General features: G+C 64.4%; 14 protein-coding genes. 7 read left to right on the top strand and 7 right to left on the bottom strand.

What is annotated here, in order from left to right:
• The first annotated feature begins 44 nt into the window (after nucleotides 1-44).
• Both AXW67_RS24670 and AXW67_RS24665 read left to right on the top strand, forming a co-directional pair.
• The gene (locus AXW67_RS24670) at nucleotides 45-656 is read left to right on the top strand and encodes a hypothetical protein (RefSeq protein WP_063679957.1); all 612 of its coding nucleotides are present in this window, start codon (nucleotides 45-47) and stop codon (nucleotides 654-656) included.
• A gap of 69 nt (nucleotides 657-725) precedes the next feature.
• Complete coding sequence (locus AXW67_RS24665) at nucleotides 726-1,568, top strand: metallophosphoesterase family protein (protein ID WP_063679982.1); 843 nt, start codon at nucleotides 726-728, stop codon at nucleotides 1,566-1,568.
• 15 nt (nucleotides 1,569-1,583) lie between these two features.
• On the opposite strand, the gene AXW67_RS24660 is transcribed toward AXW67_RS24665, so the two are convergent.
• The 4 genes from AXW67_RS24660 to AXW67_RS24645 form a co-directional block, all read right to left on the bottom strand.
• Entirely contained in the window at nucleotides 1,584-1,880 is a 297-nt protein-coding gene (locus AXW67_RS24660) for a hypothetical protein (RefSeq protein WP_063679981.1), read from the bottom strand.
• Between the two features lie 195 nt (nucleotides 1,881-2,075).
• Nucleotides 2,076-3,098: an NADP-dependent oxidoreductase gene (locus tag AXW67_RS24655; protein WP_063679956.1), complete on the bottom strand. Its 1,023-nt coding sequence runs from the start codon at nucleotides 3,096-3,098 to the stop codon at nucleotides 2,076-2,078.
• Nucleotides 3,099-3,416: 318 nt separating this feature from the next.
• Nucleotides 3,417-4,910: an IMP dehydrogenase gene (guaB, locus tag AXW67_RS24650; RefSeq protein WP_027551536.1), complete on the bottom strand. Its 1,494-nt coding sequence runs from the start codon at nucleotides 4,908-4,910 to the stop codon at nucleotides 3,417-3,419.
• Nucleotides 4,911-5,098: 188 nt separating this feature from the next.
• Entirely contained in the window at nucleotides 5,099-5,347 is a 249-nt protein-coding gene (locus tag AXW67_RS24645; RefSeq protein WP_027551537.1) for a hypothetical protein, read from the bottom strand.
• A gap of 154 nt (nucleotides 5,348-5,501) precedes the next feature.
• Here AXW67_RS24645 and AXW67_RS24640 point away from each other — a divergent pair, with 154 nt between their 5' ends.
• The 3 genes from AXW67_RS24640 to AXW67_RS24630 all read left to right on the top strand — a co-directional run bounded on the left by AXW67_RS24640 (nucleotide 5,502) and on the right by AXW67_RS24630 (nucleotide 9,338).
• Nucleotides 5,502-6,995: an MFS transporter gene (locus tag AXW67_RS24640; RefSeq protein WP_063679955.1), complete on the top strand. Its 1,494-nt coding sequence runs from the start codon at nucleotides 5,502-5,504 to the stop codon at nucleotides 6,993-6,995.
• A gap of 238 nt (nucleotides 6,996-7,233) precedes the next feature.
• Entirely contained in the window at nucleotides 7,234-8,280 is a 1,047-nt protein-coding gene (locus AXW67_RS24635) for a cache domain-containing protein (protein ID WP_063679954.1), read from the top strand.
• Nucleotides 8,277-9,338 (top strand): ligand-gated ion channel, encoded by a 1,062-nt coding sequence (locus AXW67_RS24630; protein ID WP_063679953.1) that lies wholly within the window; start codon nucleotides 8,277-8,279, stop codon nucleotides 9,336-9,338. Before AXW67_RS24635 ends, AXW67_RS24630 begins: the two co-directional genes overlap by 4 nt.
• A gap of 61 nt (nucleotides 9,339-9,399) precedes the next feature.
• Here the strand turns inward: AXW67_RS24630 and AXW67_RS24625 are convergent, their stop codons facing one another.
• Both AXW67_RS24625 and AXW67_RS24620 read right to left on the bottom strand, forming a co-directional pair.
• Nucleotides 9,400-10,086, bottom strand: coding sequence for a response regulator transcription factor (locus tag AXW67_RS24625; RefSeq protein WP_063679952.1), 687 nt, complete (start codon nucleotides 10,084-10,086; stop codon nucleotides 9,400-9,402).
• Entirely contained in the window at nucleotides 10,064-12,622 is a 2,559-nt protein-coding gene (locus AXW67_RS24620) for a sensor histidine kinase (RefSeq protein ID WP_063679951.1), read from the bottom strand. Before AXW67_RS24620 ends, AXW67_RS24625 begins: the two co-directional genes overlap by 23 nt.
• A 301-nt stretch (nucleotides 12,623-12,923) precedes the next feature.
• Between AXW67_RS24620 and AXW67_RS24615 the strand changes: the two genes are divergently transcribed.
• Entirely contained in the window at nucleotides 12,924-14,762 is a 1,839-nt protein-coding gene (locus AXW67_RS24615) for an autotransporter family protein (RefSeq protein WP_063679950.1), read from the top strand.
• Nucleotides 14,763-15,190: 428 nt separating this feature from the next.
• Entirely contained in the window at nucleotides 15,191-17,674 is a 2,484-nt protein-coding gene (locus AXW67_RS24610; protein ID WP_063679949.1) for an Ig-like domain repeat protein, read from the top strand.
• A 124-nt stretch (nucleotides 17,675-17,798) separates the two neighbouring features.
• On the opposite strand, the gene AXW67_RS24605 is transcribed toward AXW67_RS24610, so the two are convergent.
• Nucleotides 17,799-19,289 (bottom strand): hypothetical protein, encoded by a 1,491-nt coding sequence (locus AXW67_RS24605; protein WP_145927845.1) that lies wholly within the window; start codon nucleotides 19,287-19,289, stop codon nucleotides 17,799-17,801.
• Between the last annotated feature and the right edge of the window lie 226 nt (nucleotides 19,290-19,515).

The following is a 19,515-nucleotide window of genomic DNA, read 5'->3' as shown; positions in this document are numbered from 1 at the left end:
GTCTCGATACTTCATGCGATTTTGATCCTCCAGGCGACGCCGCCATGAGCATCACGTCTCTGTTCAACGACTCCCCCGATGCGTCCCTCGGCATCCTGATGTCGGCGCTCGCCGGCATCGCAGCCGCACTGGCGGTTGCGCTGGCAATGACCGTCTATTTCCGCATGGGCTACCGGACCTGGCGCGACGTGCTCCGGCACGGCCTCGCAGCCCTTGCCGCGGCCGTCCTGTTCGTCTTCGTCGCCTACGACATGCACCACGCCGCGCTGGCCTATCTCGGGCTCAACCCGTCCAAGCCCGCGGTCGAGTTCGAAATCCGTATGCCGAAGGAGACCCTGACGGCGGTGAGCGACACCCAGATCGAGCTGCACACCGATCGCAACCAGACGCTGGCGCTGGTCGACGGCGTGCGCGAGCTTGGCGATGGACGCTCGGTGCTACGCGGCGTGGTGGCGCTCAATCACCGCACCGCTGACCGCTTACTGGTCGTGAGCCTGCCCGGAAAGGGCACCTTCGAGTTCCGCCTCCGCCTGCCCGCCGAGCCGCATCGCTCCGAGCAGTTCGGCCCCTGGCATCTTGCCGACCACATCGCCTCGCCCTTTGCAGGCAGGGTCGCGCCGCAGGACGCTTACACGATCCGCTACCGCGTGTTTTAAACTTTGTTCATTGCACTGCATGGGCGCGCCGTCATCGTTCCGACGCGCGGCAACGGGTATGCTGACCTCATGTCCGAATTTCGCCTGACGCAGATTTCCGACACGCATCTTGGCCGGCGCTTTCCCGGCCTGGTCGCGAATTTCCACCGCGTCAGTGAGCATATCGACGCTGACAGGCCCGATCTCGTCATCAACACCGGCGACGTCTCCTTCGACGGGCCGACCAGCCGCGACGATGTCGAGTTCGCCAAGAGCCTGCACGACGCCCTGCCCGTCGCCTGCCGCTACCTGCCGGGCAATCACGACATCGGCGACAATCCCACCGCGATCGGGCCGGCCCCCAAGCCGCCGGTCGAGGAAGCGCACCGCCAGCAATTCTGCACCGTGATTGGCGAGGATCACTGGTCGTTCGAGGCCGCGGGCTGGTGTTTCATCGGCCTCAACTCGCTGGTGATGAATTCAGGGCTGGCCTTCGAGGCCGAGCAGTTCGACTGGCTGACCTCGGAAATCGGGCGCGTGAACGGCAGGCCGGTCGCGCTGTTCCTGCACAAGCCGGTGTTTCTCAACCTCCCCGACGATCCCGAATTGGTCGAGACCTCGATCCGCTACGTGCCCCAGCCGGCGCGTGCGCGCCTGATCGAGATGTTTGCGCGCGTCGATCTGCGGCTGATCGCCAGCGGGCACGTGCATCAGCGGCGCGACTTCACGTTCCGCCATACGCGACACATCTGGGCGCCGTCAGCCGGCTTCAAGATCAACGACACGCGCCAGGACCGAATCGCGATCAAGGAAACCGGCCTCGTCGAATACCGCTTCCAGCCCGACAGCTTTGAAGTCCGCCACGTCCGCGCGGCGGGTCAGGTCGACGTCGACATCGAGGAGCTCTTCGCCCAGATGGGCGGCGCGCACTAAATTAGCGCGCACGCCTCAAGCGACGCTCTTGAGATCCTGCTGAATCGCGGCGAGCAAGGATTGCAGAGCCGCGCTGTTCACCGGCTTGGCCTCATCAACGCCAGGCTGCACATTCGCAGGCTTGGCGGCCTTGACCGGGCGCAGCGGAAATGGCGGCGGAGGCGTCGGCATCTGGGCCGGCACGAACTCGGCCGCATCCTCGGCATGGACAAACTTGCCATGGATCACGTCGTCACGACGGCCCATGACATACATCGCCGCCCAATAGCCGGCAGCCAGCAATATTACGCAGAAAATACCAATCTCTAACATCATCGCACCTGAAATATACGCGATGATTCAATGCCTTCGCTCGGAGGTCAATGAGCCGAGGGTCACACCTGCGGCTTTTGCGGGCCGGGTGTTGCCGATCGGTGACTCTTTCTTAACCATCTGCTGACCCCGGGGGAGCCGAAGACGGCCCCGGGGGGAGCCGAAGACGGCCCCCGGGGGAGCTTGAGATGCCGGTTAAGCCTTGTCGGGGCCGACCCGGACCAGTTGCTTGCCGAAATTGACGCCCTTCAAGAGGCCCATGAAGGCGCCCGGCGCGCTCTCCAGGCCCTCGGTGACGAACTCCTTGTATTTCACCTTGCCCTCGCGGACCCAGGCCGACATGTCGCGCAGGAAGTCGCCATGACGTGCCGCGAAATCAGAGACGATGAAGCCGCGGAAGGTCAGCCGTTTGGTCAGCGTCGCGCGCATCATGGCGCCTGCCCATTTCGGCGGCTTGGCCTCGGTGTCGTTGTAGTGCGCGATCAGGCCGCAGACCGGCACGCGCGCGAACGGATTGAGCAGCGGGAAGACCGCCTCGAACACGGCGCCGCCGACATTCTCGAAATAGACGTCGATGCCCTTCGGGCAGGCGTCCTTCAGCTTGGCCGCGAGATCGGGATCGCGGTGATCGATGCAGGCATCGAAGCCGAGCTCCTTCACCACGTAGTCGCACTTGTCCTTGCCGCCGGCGATGCCGACGGCGCGTGCACCCTTGATCTTCGCGATCTGGCCCACTGCGGAGCCGACCGCGCCGGAGGCGCCGGCGACGACGACGGTCTCGCCTGCTTGCGGTTTGCCGATATCGAGCAGGCCCGTGTACGCGGTCATGCCGGGCATGCCGAGCACGCCGATGGAGGTCGAGATCGGACCGAGCTTGGGATCGACCTTGATCAGACCCTTGCCGTTCGAGATCGCGTGTGTCTGCCAGCCAGAACGTATGCGCACGATGTCGCCCTTGGCGAAGTCCGGATTGTTCGAGGCCGCGACCTCACTGACCGCCTCGCCTTCCATCACGCCGCCGATCGGCACCGGCGCGGCGTAGGACGGACCCTCGCTCATGCGCCCGCGCATATAGGGATCGAGCGACAGCCAGATCGTGCGCAGCAGCACTTCGCCCGCCGCAGGCGTCGGGACTGCGAATTCCTCGATGCGGAAATCAGACGGCTTGGGCTCGCCGACGGGACGCGCGGCGAGAACGATGCGTTTGCCTTGAGACATAATTGACTTCCTCCGAATTGTCTTTCGCGGACGGAAGCGGAGGGAGCGAGGCGCGTCAATACAAAAGCGATGGAGTGGTTGCCGCAGATGCCTCTCACATTGAGCCGGGCACGTGCCATCCACACTCTCGCTGTCATCGCCCGACATGATCGGGCGATCCGCCCAGTATTCCAGAGACGGTGACGAATACGGAGAAGCCGCAGCGTACTGGATACCCCGGTCAAGCCGGGGCATGACAGCGGTGTATGGGGCAAGCCGCCAGACCTGGATCGCCGGGTCAAGCCCGGCCATGACGATGGATAGAGCGGAGGAAGGCTACTAACCCCCGCCCGGATAGTTCGGCGATTCGCGCGTGATGGTCACGTCGTGGACGTGGCTTTCGCGAAGGCCAGCGCCGGTAATGCGGACGAACTGTGCTTTCGCATGCAGATCGTTGAGGTCGCGCGCGCCGACATAGCCCATCGCGGCGCGCAAGCCCCCGGCGAGCTGGTGCATGACGTTGCCGACCGGGCCCTTGTAGGGCACCTGGCCCTCGATGCCTTCGGGCACGAGCTTCAACGTGTCCTTGATGTCCTGCTGGAAGTAGCGGTCGGCCGAGCCGCGCGCCATCGCGCCCACCGAGCCCATGCCGCGATAGGCCTTGTAGGAGCGGCCCTGCCACAAAAACACCTCGCCGGGCGTTTCGTCGGTGCCGGCCAGCAGCGAGCCAACCATGGCGATGTCGGCACCGGCGGCGAGCGCCTTGGCCAAATCACCGGAGAATTTGATGCCGCCGTCGGCGATGACGGGGATGTCGGCCTTCTTCGCGGCTTCCACCGCATCCATGATCGCGGTGAGCTGCGGCACGCCGACGCCCGCGACGATGCGCGTCGTGCAGATCGAGCCCGGGCCGATGCCGACCTTGATGCAGTCCGCGCCCGCGTCGATCAGCGCCTGCGCGCCGTCTTCGGTGGCAACGTTGCCGGCGACGACCTGCACCGAGTTGGACAAGCGCTTGATGCGGTTGACGGCGTGAAGCACGTGGCGGGAATGACCATGCGCGGTGTCGACCACGACGAGATCGACGCCGGCATCGATCAAGCGCTCGGTGCGCTCGAAGCCGGTGTCGCCGACGGTGGTCGCCGCGGCAACCCGCAGGCGCCCATGCGCATCCTTGCAGGCGAGCGGATGGGCGACCGCCTTCTCCATGTCCTTCACGGTGATCAGGCCGACGCAGCGATACTGGTCGTCGACGACGAGCAGTTTCTCGATGCGGTGCTTGTGCAGCATCCGCCTCGCCTCGTCCTGGCTGACGTGCTCGCGCACCGTGACGAGGTTTTCGTGCGTCATCAGCTCGGAGACTTTTTGCCGGCGATCGGTGGCAAAGCGCACATCGCGGTTGGTGAGGATGCCGACCAGCTTGCCCGGCGTGGTCTTGCCTGCGCCGGTAACGACGGGAATGCCGGAGATGCCGTGATCGCTCATCAGCTTCAGCGCATCGTCGAGCGTGGCCTCGGGGCTGATGGTCAGCGGATTCACCACCATGCCCGACTCGTATCGCTTGACCTGCCGCACCTGGGCGGCCTGCCCCTCGGGGTCGAAATTGCGATGGATGACGCCGAGGCCGCCGGCCTGCGCCATGGCGATCGCCATCCGCGCCTCGGTGACGGTGTCCATGGCCGAGGCCATGATCGGAATGTTGAGCGGAATGGCGCGGGTGACGCGGGAGCGGATGTCGACTTCGCCCGGCATGACGTCCGACAGGCCAGGCTTCAACAGCACGTCGTCGAACGTAAAGGCTTCGCGGATGCCTTGAAGTTGCACCGTGGCCATATGCCAACTCCTTCCTGCGGCCCTGCCGCAAATGCTTATGGATGAGCGCCGCCCTCGGCGTACCTTGCGGCATCGCCGTCGAATCGGAGCCCATCGGTGGGGTTGACGCCGGTCGATAGCACGGCCGGATGACGAATCAAAGCAATTCGGACCGATTGCCAGCCATGCACAGGCTTTTTTGCCTCAAATCAGCGTGGATAGCCCGGCGGCGCGCCGTGCTGACGGATCGCCTCCACCACCTCCCGATGCCGCCGGTCCTCCCTCTTCATGTGCACCGCGATGATGGCATGGGCCGACGGCACCAGCAGCAGGATGTGGAAGACCAGGCCGAAAATCACGCAGACGACGCACAGGACGAGGTTGAAGATCGCCGAAAACGGCTGGCCGTTCAGGAGCAGCCCGATCGGCGGCAGCAGCGCGGCAAGGATGTAGATCATCACGGGATCTCCGGCGTCCGGTGCAACCGCGAGGGGTCACACCGTTGTTACGCAGGATTTAGGTGCTATGCGTGGTTCCGCAATGGTCCCGGCCCGGCGGCGGTGATAAGCCGCAAGCTCACCCTTTCCTTCTGATTTCCATTACCAATCTGTCATGTCGGTCGACAAGCAACGCGTGATTCCGCTGATCGTGGCCACCGCACTGTTCATGGAGAACATGGACTCGACGGTGATTGCCACCTCGCTGCCGGCGATCGCCGCCGACATCGGCACCAGCCCCCTGACACTGAAGCTCGCGATCACCTCCTACCTGCTCTCGCTCGCGGTGTTCATCCCGGCGAGCGGCTGGACTGCCGACCGGTTCGGCGCGCGCATGGTGTTTGCAATCGCGGTCGGCGTGTTCATGGTGGGCTCGGTCGGCTGCGCGCTCTCGACCTCGGTCACCGACTTCGTGTTCGCGCGCATCCTCCAGGGCATGGGCGGGGCGATGATGACGCCTGTGGGGCGGCTCGTGCTGCTGCGCTCGGTCGACAAGAGCGCGCTGGTCAACGCCATGGCCTGGGTCACGGTCCCTGCCCTCATAGGTCCGGTGATCGGCCCGCCGCTCGGCGGCTTCATCACGACCTACGCATCCTGGCACTGGATCTTCCTGATCAACATCCCGATCGGACTGCTCGGCATCTTCATGGCCTTGCGCTTCATCGATCCGATCAAGAGCGAGACGCAGGAGAAGTTCGATCTCTACGGCATGGTGCTCGCAGGGCTAGGGCTCGCCGGCATCGCGTTCGGGCTGTCGGTCGCCGGCCTTAATTTGTTGCCGTGGAGCACGGTCGCGGCGCTGGTCGTAGGCGGCGCGATCTCGATGACGCTCTACGTGCTCCATGCCCGGCGGACGGGATCGCCGGTGCTCGATTTTTCGCTGCTGAAGCTGCCGACCTTACGCGCCGCCGTCATCGGCGGCTTCATGTTCCGGCTTGGCATTGGCGCGCTGCCCTTCCTGCTCCCGCTTCTGATGCAGATCGGCTTCGGACTGACGCCGTTCCATTCCGGCCTCGTGACCTTTGCCTCCTCGCTCGGCGCCATGGGCATGAAGACGCTGGCCGCGCGGATCATCCGCACCTTCGGCTTCCGCAACCTGATGACGGTGAACGCGATCATCAGCGCGTTCTTCCTCGGCGTCTGCGCGCTGTTCACGGTGACGACCCCGCTGCTCATCATCATGGTCATCCTGGTGGTCGGCGGCTTCTTCCGCTCGCTGGAATTCACCGCGATCAACACGGTCGCCTATGCCGAGGTCGAGAACCCGCAGATGAGCCGCGCCACGACGCTCGTCAGCGTCAACCAGCAGCTCGCCGTCTCCGCCGGCGTCGCCGTCGGCGCGGCCTCGGTGGAGACGACGATGTGGCTGCGCCACGTCAGCGAGCTCGACGCCACCGTGTTCGCGCCCGCCTTCGTCGTCGTCGCGCTGACCTCGGCAGCCTCGAGCTATTTCTTCTGGCAGATGCCCGGCGACGCCGGCCACGAGATCTCCGGCCGCAAGGCGGTGGAGATTTCCAGCCGCAAGGGCGCGGAAAAGAGCGCGGCGAGCGCCGCCGTCAAGGCTGCGACCGAGGATACGCAGGACATGCGGGATCAGCGGCTGGGGTAGTGCTTGGCCTCGTCATTGCGAGCCAACGGCTCCGCGCGAAGCGCGGCCCGATGACAGACTTTCATCAACGCTCATTGATATTTGTGCCCCGCCCATAACGGGTAGAGTGCTGCGACATGGTGAGCCGGCGAAAGATGGATGGCTCCGGCTCGAATGAGCCTCCTGCGCGCAGCTCATCTCACCGCAATTGTGTCTTGCGCTCTGCTCAGTTGCCGTCTCACGTCCCCGGGGGTCCACAATGCTCGCGATCGAAAGTTCTATTCCAACCGCTGAGAACGCGACGGAGCTGGTCGATTTCAAACGCGAGCACCGCCAGTCACTTGCCATGTCGGGCACGCTCGCCGCAGCAGTGGCCGCCGTGATCGCCGCCGCCTTCGGCGTCCTGCTCTGGTTTGCAGACAGTTACGAGAGCGAAATCGGGACCCGTGTTCGTGGCGACGAGATGCGGCTCGTCAATGGCGAACTCTCGACGGCGTTCGACCGCGGCGGCCGTTTCGCGCTGGCGCTGGCCGAAGTCACAGCGCGCCGTACGACAATTCGTCAGGCGCTTGCCGCGCGCGACAGAGCCGAATTGATGCACCAGTCCGCGGACATATTTGCCCATCTGCGCCAGCAGGCCGGTGTGCAGATCTTCGGCTTCCAGGACAAGGACATTCGCTATTTCCTGCGCGTCCACAAACCCGATCAATTCGACGACGATATCTCCGGATTTCGTCCGATGATCGTCGCCGCCAATCGCGCCGGTCGCCCGCAGGTCGGGCTGGAAATCGGCGTTGCCGGAATTGGCCTGCGCGGGGCGACCATCGTCGAGCACGAGGGCGCGATGGTCGGCACTGTCGAAGTCGGCCTTGATCTCAAGCCTTTGATCGAGAGCGTCAAAACAACCTCCAACGCCGACATTGCGATCGTCGTCGTTCCCTCGCTTGCGGGCATCGCGCTCGATCCCAAGCTGCCCGCCTTCGGCGACCTCGTCCTGGCGATGTCGACCGACGACCGGCTGTTCTCATCGCTGTTGAAGACGATGTCGCTGCGTCCGGCGCATGACAGCACGGCCGCTTCGCCGACGATCGACGGCCGCCGCTATGACCTGATTACGCGGCCGGTCGTCGATTTCAGCGGCCGCATGATCGGCTTCTCCATCGCGCTCAAGCCCGACTACGGCACCGAGCTCAGACGCTCGCGCACCGAATTGCGCGTCGTCGCGATCTGTGGCGGCATCTGCGCTTTCGTGGCGTTCGCACTCTTGTTCCGCGCCACGCGTGCGCGCGGGAGGGCATGCCCATGAGGCCGTTCGCCGCAATTCTGAGCCTGATCCTGACACTGCTCTGCCTCACCTCGACGCCGGCGGAGGCCGCTCAGACCGAACTTCCAACGGGAGCACAACTGCCCGTGCGGGTGCGTGTCGCGGTGCGGGTCCTCAAGGTCCTCTCGATCAAGGAAGTCGTGGGGGAAGGACGCCTGTTCGTCGAAGTTACGCAGCGCTGGACCGATCGTCGGCAGGCCTTCGATCCGGTCGCGATCGGCTTCGGCCGCCTCGATCGCACCGGCGCGGGAGCCGACGAGTATCTTAAATCGATCTGGACGCCTGGCCTCGAAATCGAGAATCGCATCGGCGAGCCGGAGGCTCGCACCGTGGCCACGTCGACCTATGCCAACGGCGAGGTGATGCTCATCGAACGCTACGAGGCGCGCTTTCGCTTCGGCTTGAACCTCAACGCTTTCCCCTTCGACCGCCAAGACCTCACGCTTTCGTTCTTCCTGCCGCGCCATGCGGCGCAGGACGCGATCCTGATTTCCACCGAGTCCGATCGGGATATCTCTGGGATCGAAGACACGACCGCCTCGGTCGACTGGCGCGCCGCCGGCCTGCGCTTCGCGAACCGTGACGCGATGGGCTGGAACGCCCGCAGCTATTCCAAGCTCGACGTGACCATGACGCTCGCACGGATATCGACGCATTATTTGCTGCGCATTTTTGTGCCGATCATGGCGGTGCTCGCCGTATCCGTTTTCGTACTATGGGCGCCGGATCTGACCTCCAAGGACAAAGGCACCCTGATCTTCTCGTCGCTGCTCGCGCTCGCGGCCATCAGCTTCACGTTCGAATCGAGCTTTCCGGGCTGCATTTCCCTCAACACGCCGGTCGCCCAAATCATCTCTCTTGGCTACATGTATCTGATCGTAGTCCTGATTGCCGACATGTCATTGGAAACGCTGTCGCGTCGCGCGCAAGCGGTGAGCGGAGCCGTGATCGATGAACTCAGGCTGCAGATGCGCTGGGCGCTACCGTGCATCATGACTGCCATCTGCGTCGGCGCGGCGATACGGGCGATCCCGACTTGATTCAGCCGCGGGCCGTAGGTCACCGTTAGTGGACCGGAAGCACCAGCTTCCGCCTGATTCATCAGGTGCGGGCGGCCTGCTGCGCTGGCATCAGGGCATAGCCGACGCCGCGCACCGTTGCGATCGGCGCAGCAGCACCGTCGTGCTGCATCTTGCGGCGCAGCCGCACGATCAGATTGTCGACGGTGTGCTCGCTGATCTCGCGCGGGTCGCGGTTGGAGATGACGTCGAGCAGGAAATCGCGGCTCAGGGGTTGGGTCATGTGGGACGCGAGGGCGACGAGGATGTTGAATTCCCCCGACGTCAGCTTGACCATGCTTCCGTCGGGCCGAAACAGCTCGCGCCGGACCGGATCGAGGATCCAACCGTCGAAGGTGATGATCGACTCCTTCGTCCGCCGCAGGACGCTGCGGATGCGGGCCATCAGCGTGCGCAGGTTGATCGGCTTGGAGACGTAGTCATCCCCGCCGGCATCGAGCCCTGACAGCATGTCGTCGTCGGAGTCACGGCTGGTGACAAAGATCAGGCCGCATTGCTCGCCAAGCCGCAATTCACGCGCCAGCGCGATGCCGTCGGCATCCGGCAAGTTGATATCGAGCAGGACGATGTCGGGCCTGAGCGCAGCCAGCGCGGCGCGCAGCTCGGCGCCGGTCGCCACGCCATGCGCGACCATGCCCTCCTCCTTCAGGAACGAGGTCAGCATCAGCCGGATCTCCGGCGCGTCTTCAACCACGAGCACTGTCGACATTGGCTTCCTCGAATGCACCGCCGACCGCTGTGGATGCCGGCGCGCCTCGTCCGGCGCCTGGCCCGTTCAGCACGAGGCCGATCTGCCTGCGGAGCGCATCGACGGCTTGATCCCGATCCCGAAGTCCGGCCACGACGGTCCTTGCGGCGATCAGCGCATCATCGGCGCTCGCGGCAAGTTGAGGCATGCGCAGATTGGCCGCGCTTCCCTTGATGCGGTGGGCGATGCTCGCCAATTCCTTCGGCGTCAGGTCGTCCCGCGCCAGCGCACGGTCCAGCTCCAGCAGGCTGCCGGCAAACAACTCCTGAAATTCGTCGATGCGATCACGCCCGAAGACCTCCTCAAGCGTGAACAAATCGTCCGGCGGCTGCGGAGCGAGGAAAGCCTCGACCTTCCACACGACCTCGTCCGGAGACAGCGGCGCGGCAAGCACGAGGTCCGCACCTTCCTCCAACAGCCCCGCGCCTTCGCCCGGGATGGCGGCAACGATGATGAAGACGCGCCGGCCTCCGTCCGAGGCACGCGCGCGCAGCGCCCGTAGAAAGCCGGCCGGTGGAGCGACCGCGACGATCGCCGCGAATTCGCGGGCCGCAAGCATGGCGCCGGCCGCCTCGAACGAGCCGGCCGGAAAGACGCGAAACCCGAGATCCCGCAGCCGGCCATGCGTTGCCTTGCGTGCATCGCCCACCACCAGGACATCACCACCGACGGTCAGGACAGCGCCGGGGCCGGCGGCAGGCCATTGCCGGATCTGCAGCGCAGCCTCCACCGCACGATGCAGGGCTGAGACATCGATCGGTTTCGCAAGGTGTCCGTCCATGCCGGCAGAGCGACAGGCATCGACGTCTTCCGACATGACGTTTGCGGTCAGGGCAACGATGGGGACGCCGCTCAGCGGCAGCGGCAGCGCACGGATTCGCCGCGTGGCCTCCAGCCCGTCCACATCCGGCATCTGCACGTCCATGAGGACGGCATCAAAGCGCGCACTCCGGACCAGTTCGACCGCCTGCTCGCCCGTCCTCACGAGCGCAATCCGGTGACCTGCCCTCTCCAGAATCCCGCGAGCGACCTCCGCATTGATGTGCAGGTCCTCGACCAGCAGCAGGTTCAATGGCCTGACGGGCGGGGTCGGCGCGTCGATCACCTCGCGCGCAGCCGAGCCATCGTCCGCAGGCAGCGGCAATGAGAAGCGAAAGCGGCTGCCCTGCCCCGGCATACTCTCGACCTCGATCTCGCCCTTCATGCCTTCCACAAGCCGCTTGCAGATCGCAAGTCCGAGGCCGGTGCCGCCAAAACGCCGGCGAATCGAGGCGTCGCCCTGTTCGAACGACTGGAACAGATTTGCCTGCTGCTCGGGCGTGATGCCGATCCCCGTATCCGAAACACAAAAGACGACCCGTGCTTCGTCGTTGAGCGCGGATGTCGTCACCTCGACCCTGACGCCACCCCGACTCGTGAACTTCAGGGCATTGCCGATCAGGTTGAACAGAATCTGCCGCACCCGCGACTGATCGCCGAGCACCCATCGAGGCACCGCCGGCGAAGGCACGAGCTCCAGCGTCAGTCCCTTCTCGTGCGCACGCGGCGTCATCAGGTTGACGATCTCGCGCAGACTTTGCCTGATGTCGAACGGCGCGCGTTCGTAGATCTCGGCCTGCCGTTCGAGCTTGGAGATGTCGAGAATGTCGTCGAGGATCTTGAGGAGCCCCTCCGCCGACGACCTGATGGTCGAAACACGCCTGCGCTGGGTGAGCGGCAATGGATCGTCCAGCGCCAGTTGCGCCATGCCGAGGATTCCATTCATGGGCGTACGGATCTCGTGGCTCATGACCGCGAGGAAGTCGGCCTTGACGCTTGCGGCCGCCTCCGCCGCGTCCTTGGCCTCGCGCAAATCGAGATTGGTCTGCCGTTCGCGGGCAATGCGCAGATATTCCTCGCGCCGCAGCCGATTGAACTGCGTGCGGGACACGGCGCCGACGACATAGCCGACCAGCACGACCAGCACGATGATCGTCAGATCGAGCGGACTCTCCGGGTCCGGCCTCAGCACCGCCCAGAACAACAGGCTGACGGTGGGCGCATAGGCGCTCGTCAACGCAACCCAGCGAAACCGCCCGGGAAGGCACAGGTTGAGCGCGATGGCGATCAGCGGCAGCAATAGTCCGCCGTGACGGGTCAGGCTCGGATGGTTGAAGATCAGCGCATTGAGCGTGAAGAACGCAACCTGGTGCACATGCGTGATCGCGACGATGCGGGCATATTGTGTCGTCCGCAGCACGGCCAGCACGGCGGCCGCCGCCGCGAGCGCGATCAGCAGCCGAACCTCGACGAAGAACGCCAGCCGCGGGCCGGCCAGCATCAGGAAATCCAGCGGCAAGAATGACAGGCTCGCGGCCGTATCGGCGAGGATGCACAACAGGGCCATCGCGCGCGCCGACTGCCAGATGCTCGCGGAGAACGCCTCCTCCGTCTTGCCGTCGCGAAATTCGCCGCTCGTCCCAATCAGCCCGTGAAGGTCGAATTCTACCGCCGACATTCCGGCCGATCTCCTCGCTCGCATCTGCGCTTCATTTGCAGAAGTGCCGCGCTCTCGTCCAGAGCCAATGTCGGCAGTCGGCCAAACACGTTGCCTGAACGTCCATGGCTCTCGCCGCCCCCCACAACCATCAACCCGCGTTGATGGTCGATTTCATCCCGTTCGCCTACGAGACCCCCTCAGTCGATCCCGGACACGTCAGACGTCGCGTCGCTCGGATTTGCGGCCGCTGACGAGCCGTCCGCCCGATGCCGTCCCGCGTCGAGACCAGTCTTTGTGTCCGGACAGGTGGGAATGGGGTATGGCTTCCTTTTATCTCGGTCGCGTCGATCTGCGCGCTTCTTTCGAGCGCCTCAAGGCGGCGATCTCGGCGGCGGTAGACGACGTATCACGCGCGATTGCGCTGTTCGTTCTGGTCCAAGCGATCAGCGTCGGCTCGGCGCTTGCCGCAACCACCTGCGCCGACATCAATGCGGGCGCCTTCAACACCAGCGCTGACCATCAGTCAAACACCACGGTGTCGCTGACCGCCGGCGACGTCATCACGCTGAACTACACTTTCATCATCGACACGACCTTCTTCAACGGCATCGAGCTCGGTGTCGGCAACCACTTCGCCGATGGCTCCAACACGGCATCCAGCTCCCTGCATGTCACCGCGACCGTGACGGGCACGCAGACTTTCAGCTGGCGTTCGCTCAGCGAAGACCAATTGTCGCTGATCGATGTCACCGTCGCCTGCGCGGGCGTGGTCAGCCCCGGCCCCGTGGTGACCAGCGCCAGCCCGGCATCCGGACCGGTGGCCGGACAACAGACGACGATCGTCATCGGCCAGCGGCTCACCGGCGCTACGTCGGTCAAGTTCGGCGGCGTCGACGTGCTCGGATTCCAGGTGCTGAACGCGACGGAGATCTCCGTGGTGACTCCGCCGCATGCAGCCGGCCCGGTCGATGTCACCGTCACCACGCCGCTCGGCGCGGCCACGGGTACGGCCCTCTACCGCTATACGGCGATGCCCGATCCGAGCGCGGACCCGACCGTGAGGGCGATGGTCGACTTCCAGGTCCACACCGTGCAGGTGATGGGGCAGCAACAGATCGACAATGTGCAGGACCGGCTGACCGATCTGCACAATGACGACGTGCCCGTGTTCAGCAACAGGGCCTCCTTCGCGCAGCTCCCTGCGTCGCAGCGGCCATATGGCCCGCCGGCAACGTCGAATCCGCAGGACGCGAGGGCTCAACTGGCCGATCCGGCGCAGGCTCGGCACGAACCCGGCGATGGGCAGGCCGGGCCAGCGACGGTCGTCTCCGACTCATCGCTGCGCTACTGGACTGCAGGCTCGCTGCAGTTCGGCCGGGACACCACCTATGTCGATGCCAAATACAACGTGTTCTCCACAGGGCTGAGCGCCGGTGTCGACACCCGCCTCGCGCGCAACCTGAAGGTGGGCATCGCCGTCGGCTACGGCATCGATCACGCCACGGTCGGCAGCGACGGCTCGCGCATCGACGCCAGCACCTGGTCGACGCAGGTCTACGCTAGCTACCGCGCCGCGCCGCACTGGTTCATCGACGGCATCCTCGGCTATGCCGCGGGCACGCTCGGAAACTATCGCTACGACACCTCGGCACTGGCAATCGGCTCCGGAAATCGTGGAGCGAGCGACTTGTTCGGCTCGCTGGCGGTGATTCGTGAGTTCGAGCTCGATCGCTGGAAGATCGCCCCCTATGCGCGGCTCGATCTGCAATCGATCCGGCTCGGCGGCTATGCCGAGACCGGCGCGGGCATCTACAACCTCTCCTTCAACCGGACATCGGCCTTCGACTTGGCTGGGATGTTCGGGACCAAGCTCAGCCATGTGATGGACACTTCCGCGGGCACTCTCAAGTCAACCGTCGAGCTCGCCTATCGTCACGGCTTCAGCGGCGCCTACACCCAGATCGCCTCCTACATCGTCGATCCCACGACGACCTACGGCCTGTTTGGCGTCGCGGAGAAGCGTGATCACGCCCTCATCGGCGTCGGCTTCGAGCTGCAGGTGAACCGGTCGCTCGGCTTTGGCGTGCGGTTCGACGAGTTGATCGCGAACCAGGCGCGTAGCGAGCGCGGCCAGGCGCGTATCAAGCTCTCGTTCTGAGATAGCGCAGAAACACTTCAACCCAGATTTCGGAGACCAGACATGACCGTTGCAAGCAGATCAGCTCGAGCAAGGTTGGCCGCCCGGCCTCCAACCGGAAACGAAATGGGCTGGCTTTTGGCTGTTGCCGCCGCATTTCTCATCGTTCACATCGTCGCCTTGACGATCTCGGCGCGCGCCTCCGCAGACCAGGCAACCCCAGGACAATTGGCCATATCGGAGTTGTGCGACTAGCCGCCACAGCATCAACCCGCGTTGATGGTGGACTCGTTCCCCTTCGCCTAACACGGCTGACAGTCGATCCCAGACACGCAAGACGTCAGTCGCAAGGATTTTGCGGCCCTACCCATGGGCCGCGCGTCCCGATCAGTGCGGGTGCCCGCGCCGAGACAAGTCTTCGGCCGGGATCCGAACAGGTGGGACGGGGAATGATCTCTTTTAGCTTCGATATGATTGCGCGCCGCGTCCGGTTTCGGTTCGGACACACAAGCTTCGCTGCGCTGCTGGCGGTCTTTGCGCTCTTCGCCATCCACGGCACCGCCCATGCCCAGCGAACAGTGCCGAACGCCACGGTCGGAACGCCGTACTCCCAGTCCGTCACCGTCTACACGGACACGGTGTCGTGCAATCCTCAGAGCTGGGGCTTCAATAATTATCCCGGAATCACTTTCACGAATACTGTCGGTAGCCTCGGTTCGAAGACATGCACCTTCTCGCTGGACGGCACTCCGACCGCGGCGGGGACATTCACCGGCTCTTATTCTTTCCTGACCGTATCGGGAAACCACCCCTCGGACACGGCCGCGGGCGCGATTTTCATACTCTCCTATCAGCTCACGGTCGATAAAGCATCGCCGACGCTGTCCATCTCACCATCATCCTCGTCGGTGGCCTACGCAACCTCGCTTACGCTGACGGCGACCCTGAGCAGCAGCTACTCGCCGACCGGAACGATCACCTTCTACGACAACGGGACCTCGATCGGCACGACTGCCGTGTCGGGAACGACCGCGAGCGTGACGGTGAGCTCCCTCTCCGTCGGCTCGCACGCGATCACGGCGAGCTATAACGGCGATTCCAACAACAATACTTCGTCCGGCGCGACGACCGTGACGGTGACACAGGCCACCCCCTCGATAGCAGTCAACGCCTCCTCTACGCCCGCGAGCAACGGCGCGACGGTCGCACTGGTTGCAACAGTGACCGGCGTAAGTTCTCCGACCGGGACCGTGACCTTCTTCGAGGGCTCGACGCAGCTCGGCAGCGCCACGCTTTCGGGCGCGACCGCCATCCTGATGCTCTCCTCGTTTCCGCTGGGCTCGCACACGTTCACCGCGACCTACAACGGCGACACCAACAATGTGTCCGTGACGTCGACCGCGGCTGCGCTGTCGGTCGCCAGGGCAGCCACGACGATCTCGGTCTCGAGCTCGACGACGTCGCCGGCCGCGGCGCAATCGGTGAGCTTGACCGCGACGCTGTCGGGCGCGGCTTCGCCGACCGGCACCGTCACGTTCAAGGACGGCGCCACCGTTCTCGGCACCGCCGCGGTGTCGGGCGCGATCGCGACGCTCGCGACCCCGGCGCTGGCGATGGGCACGCATTCGATCATCGCCATCTATGCCGGCGACAGCAACAATGCCGGCGCGACGTCGAGCGCGATCACGCTGACGGTCGGACGGTCGGATCCCACCAGCAACTCCGCCGTACGCGGGATGATCGGCTCGCAAGTGTCGAGCGCGATCCTGTTCGGCCAGACCCAGATCGCCAACGTCTTCAGCCGCTTCGAAGCCTTGCACGACGAGGACGATGGCGACGCAGCCAGCTCCGCCGGCGGCCGCCGGGCGGCGCAGGGCAGCACGGCTGGCGGCAACACTGCATCGGCAGGCCGCATCGGCGACGACAGCCGAACCGCCAGCCTGCTCAACAGCCAGGCCAGCGCATCGCCTGCCCTCGGCTACGCCAGTGACCCGCCGATCCGGACCGGCCTCGCCGCGCAAAGCGACGCCGGCCGCGCCGTCAACCAGCTCGCCGGGATGCTGCCGCAGGCGGTCGAGTCCCTCAACAAGTCCAATCTGCTGCCGTTTCACGTCTGGGCCTCCGGCACGGTCGGCTTCGGCCGGCTGCGCAGTGACGACAGCATCGACAACCGCTTCACCTCTTCGGGCCTCACGCTCGGCTTCGACCGGCGCATCGTCGACGGACTGAAGGTCGGTGCCGCGGTTGGGCTCGGTCTTGAACACACCGATGTCGGCAACGACGGCTCGCGGATCGACGCGCGCAACTACGATGCGGCGGTCTATGCGAGCTGGCGCTTCCTGCCGCACACCTATCTCGACGTCGCCGGCGGCTACGGCTCACTGCGCTTCGACAACAAGCGTTGGTCGAACGACGGCAATGTCATGCTCACGGGCATACGCACCGGGCGCGACGTCTTCGGCACGGTCGGCGTAACCAACGTGTCCAAATGGGACAGTTGGAAGATCTCGTCCTATGGCCGTCTCGATATCGTCAGGGCCGCACTCGACGGCTATGGCGAGACGGGCTCGAGCATTTGGGCCCTGAGCTATGACAGGATGAACACCACCAGCGTCGCCAGCGTGATCGGCGGCCGCCTCGCCTACCCGATGCTGCAGAGCTGGGGCGTCCTGACGCCGATCGCCCGCGCGGAATGGCGGCATGGCTTCGACGGCGGCTATGTGCAGAGCCTGAATTACGTCGACCTTGTCGGCCTGGCCTCGGGCTACGCGCTCAGCGGCACCTCGACGGCCCGCGACACGCTGACCGGCGGCTTGGCGCTGCGCGCCGACGTCGGCAGCGCGCTCAGCCTCGATCTGGAATATCTGCTGACGAGCTCCGTCAGCGGAATCGAGAGCCAGAGGGTGCGCGGGGCGATGAAGTACGGCTTCTGATGCGAGGCGGCCGCGCCTGTTGGAGGCGCGTGCCGCTATGGCACCGCTGGCCCTGGATGGCGCGCCACGCTTGGTTGCGTTTGCATGCGCAACCAAGCCGGCCGGGACCGCCGAGCGCGCGGGATCAAGACCCGAGAAGGTGCGGGTTGACGACGCCGCTATCGAGGATAGCATAACACCCAGCCTGGCTTTCATGAAGGCCATCGACCGTGAAGGCTGGCGTATTGGGCTTCCACAAATATTGGGGAGAGCCGGAATGCCCGGTGGCGATTTGCGACACCACTGAGGCAACATCGAATACGCGAACATTAACGTTCGCTCGCAACAGGGCGTTCAGCGCGTCCAGATTCGAATTTCCCGTCCCGTTGGCTTGATCGAAAGTCGTCCATTGTCCGCTGACCGCCGACGCCGCGCAGGGAAGCGTCAACGTGGCAATCGACGACAGAGTTTTCGTGCTTGTTGTGGTCGGCGCGGTCCAGAAGTTCCAGATGGCCTGCTTGGTACCGAACACGTCCGAGGGCGTCCTCCCGCGGTCTGCAGAAATGATGTCAGCGCCACCGAGATCCTCAATGAGGTTCGTCGTATACGACTTGGCCACATGACTATACGCGTTGTAGGCATCTTGAACGCCGGTCAGATTGCCCATGAAATCATCCGCCCGCTGACCGGGGATGCCGAAGTTGATATAGGCGAATTCATTGCCAATGCTGCGCTCGACCTCCCCCTTGTTGTTCGACAGACCGTTGTAGGTGTCGCCGAGCCCGACAACCCGGCTATCGCCCCAGAGCGTGAATGATGGCTTTTGCGTCGGGCCCAGGATCGCGAGCGGCCGCGTGCTGATCCAGGGAATATATGCGGCCGCGGGATCTTGCTGGTCCCAATAGTTGAACAGACAGGTCTGCGTTTGATTGCCGCTGTCGCGTTGATACACAGGTTTGTCGATGATGGCCGCGGGCGGATTGAAGATGTAGTTGGTTTCGCCCAATCCGTTGCTGATCGTTCGATTGCTGAACGGGCCCGGCTGACCATTGACGTCGAGCGCAGCCAGATTGCTCGTGAGATCGTGAAACAACAACCCCGGCAACGTGCTGCTTGGCGCCGGCGCCTCCGCCGATTGCCACAGCCGCACCCAGAACATCGCATTGTCGGGAATCGGTGTCGGCAGCACCAGCTCGTCCGACACGCTCCAGAGCCCATTGGGCGTCGCCACGAATGTGCCGTCCGAGGTAGCGGGGGTCGATTCCGTCCACAGTACGGTGTTGAGGCTGTTGATAGGATATTCGACCCGCGCAGCCCAGGTCCGGGGAGCGCCAGTCCCGGCAAAGACCGCGAAGTTTGGCACCACAATTCGAATCCTCGAGAGAGGGGCACCCGATCGGTTGAAATGAGCCGATCTGTGCGCGGAGGATTGCAAGGTGTTGTTGTAGCTGTAGAGCGTCGTCGGGACCTGGCAGCTGGTCGCAACCTGACCAATCCCGGTCAGGTAAGTCGGATCGGCGTAGCAGGCGGCGCTACTGCTCGTTGAGGCGAGGCTCACTGACGGAATGGTCACCGCACCTGCCTTCAAAAGATCACGTCGCGAAACGGGCATTCTCAACCGCCTTTGCTTGCTCATGGGACGCCGCCCCGAAGGAGAGCGGTGGGCGATATGTAACGCTAGATTGTTATGTTATGATATCAATCAAGTTACACCGAGGTCGCGCGAGTCGGCGGGGGCTGCAAAAAGTAGGGCGAAACCCCGAATAACTTCCGATCGGGCAACGATGTTGCCGTCGCGACTTAACATACCGAACGTGAGCTGCATTAAACTGTCGCATTTCGCGTGATAGAGATGCCGCTCA

Source organism: Bradyrhizobium neotropicale (genome assembly GCF_001641695.1).
In the GTDB taxonomy this organism is placed as follows: domain Bacteria; phylum Pseudomonadota; class Alphaproteobacteria; order Rhizobiales; family Xanthobacteraceae; genus Bradyrhizobium; species Bradyrhizobium neotropicale.
Note: the sequence above shows the minus strand (reverse complement) of the source record. Positions and strands in the feature narration are given on the sequence as shown.

Excerpts from the sequence above, each read along its gene's own strand:
- AXW67_RS24670 (WP_063679957.1), top strand. The coding sequence starts at position 45 with ATGAGCATCACGTCTCTGTTCAACGACTCCCCCGATGCGTCCCTCGGC.
- AXW67_RS24665 (WP_063679982.1), top strand. The coding sequence starts at position 726 with ATGTCCGAATTTCGCCTGACGCAGATTTCCGACACGCATCTTGGCCGG.
- AXW67_RS24660 (WP_063679981.1), bottom strand. The coding sequence starts at position 1,880 with ATGTTAGAGATTGGTATTTTCTGCGTAATATTGCTGGCTGCCGGCTAT.
- AXW67_RS24655 (WP_063679956.1), bottom strand. The coding sequence starts at position 3,098 with ATGTCTCAAGGCAAACGCATCGTTCTCGCCGCGCGTCCCGTCGGCGAG.
- guaB (WP_027551536.1), bottom strand. The coding sequence starts at position 4,910 with ATGGCCACGGTGCAACTTCAAGGCATCCGCGAAGCCTTTACGTTCGAC.
- AXW67_RS24645 (WP_027551537.1), bottom strand. The coding sequence starts at position 5,347 with ATGATCTACATCCTTGCCGCGCTGCTGCCGCCGATCGGGCTGCTCCTG.
- AXW67_RS24640 (WP_063679955.1), top strand. The coding sequence starts at position 5,502 with ATGTCGGTCGACAAGCAACGCGTGATTCCGCTGATCGTGGCCACCGCA.
- AXW67_RS24635 (WP_063679954.1), top strand. The coding sequence starts at position 7,234 with ATGCTCGCGATCGAAAGTTCTATTCCAACCGCTGAGAACGCGACGGAG.
- AXW67_RS24630 (WP_063679953.1), top strand. The coding sequence starts at position 8,277 with ATGAGGCCGTTCGCCGCAATTCTGAGCCTGATCCTGACACTGCTCTGC.
- AXW67_RS24625 (WP_063679952.1), bottom strand. The coding sequence starts at position 10,086 with ATGTCGACAGTGCTCGTGGTTGAAGACGCGCCGGAGATCCGGCTGATG.
- AXW67_RS24620 (WP_063679951.1), bottom strand. The coding sequence starts at position 12,622 with ATGTCGGCGGTAGAATTCGACCTTCACGGGCTGATTGGGACGAGCGGC.
- AXW67_RS24615 (WP_063679950.1), top strand. The coding sequence starts at position 12,924 with ATGGCTTCCTTTTATCTCGGTCGCGTCGATCTGCGCGCTTCTTTCGAG.
- AXW67_RS24610 (WP_063679949.1), top strand. The coding sequence starts at position 15,191 with ATGATCTCTTTTAGCTTCGATATGATTGCGCGCCGCGTCCGGTTTCGG.
- AXW67_RS24605 (WP_145927845.1), bottom strand. The coding sequence starts at position 19,289 with ATGAGCAAGCAAAGGCGGTTGAGAATGCCCGTTTCGCGACGTGATCTT.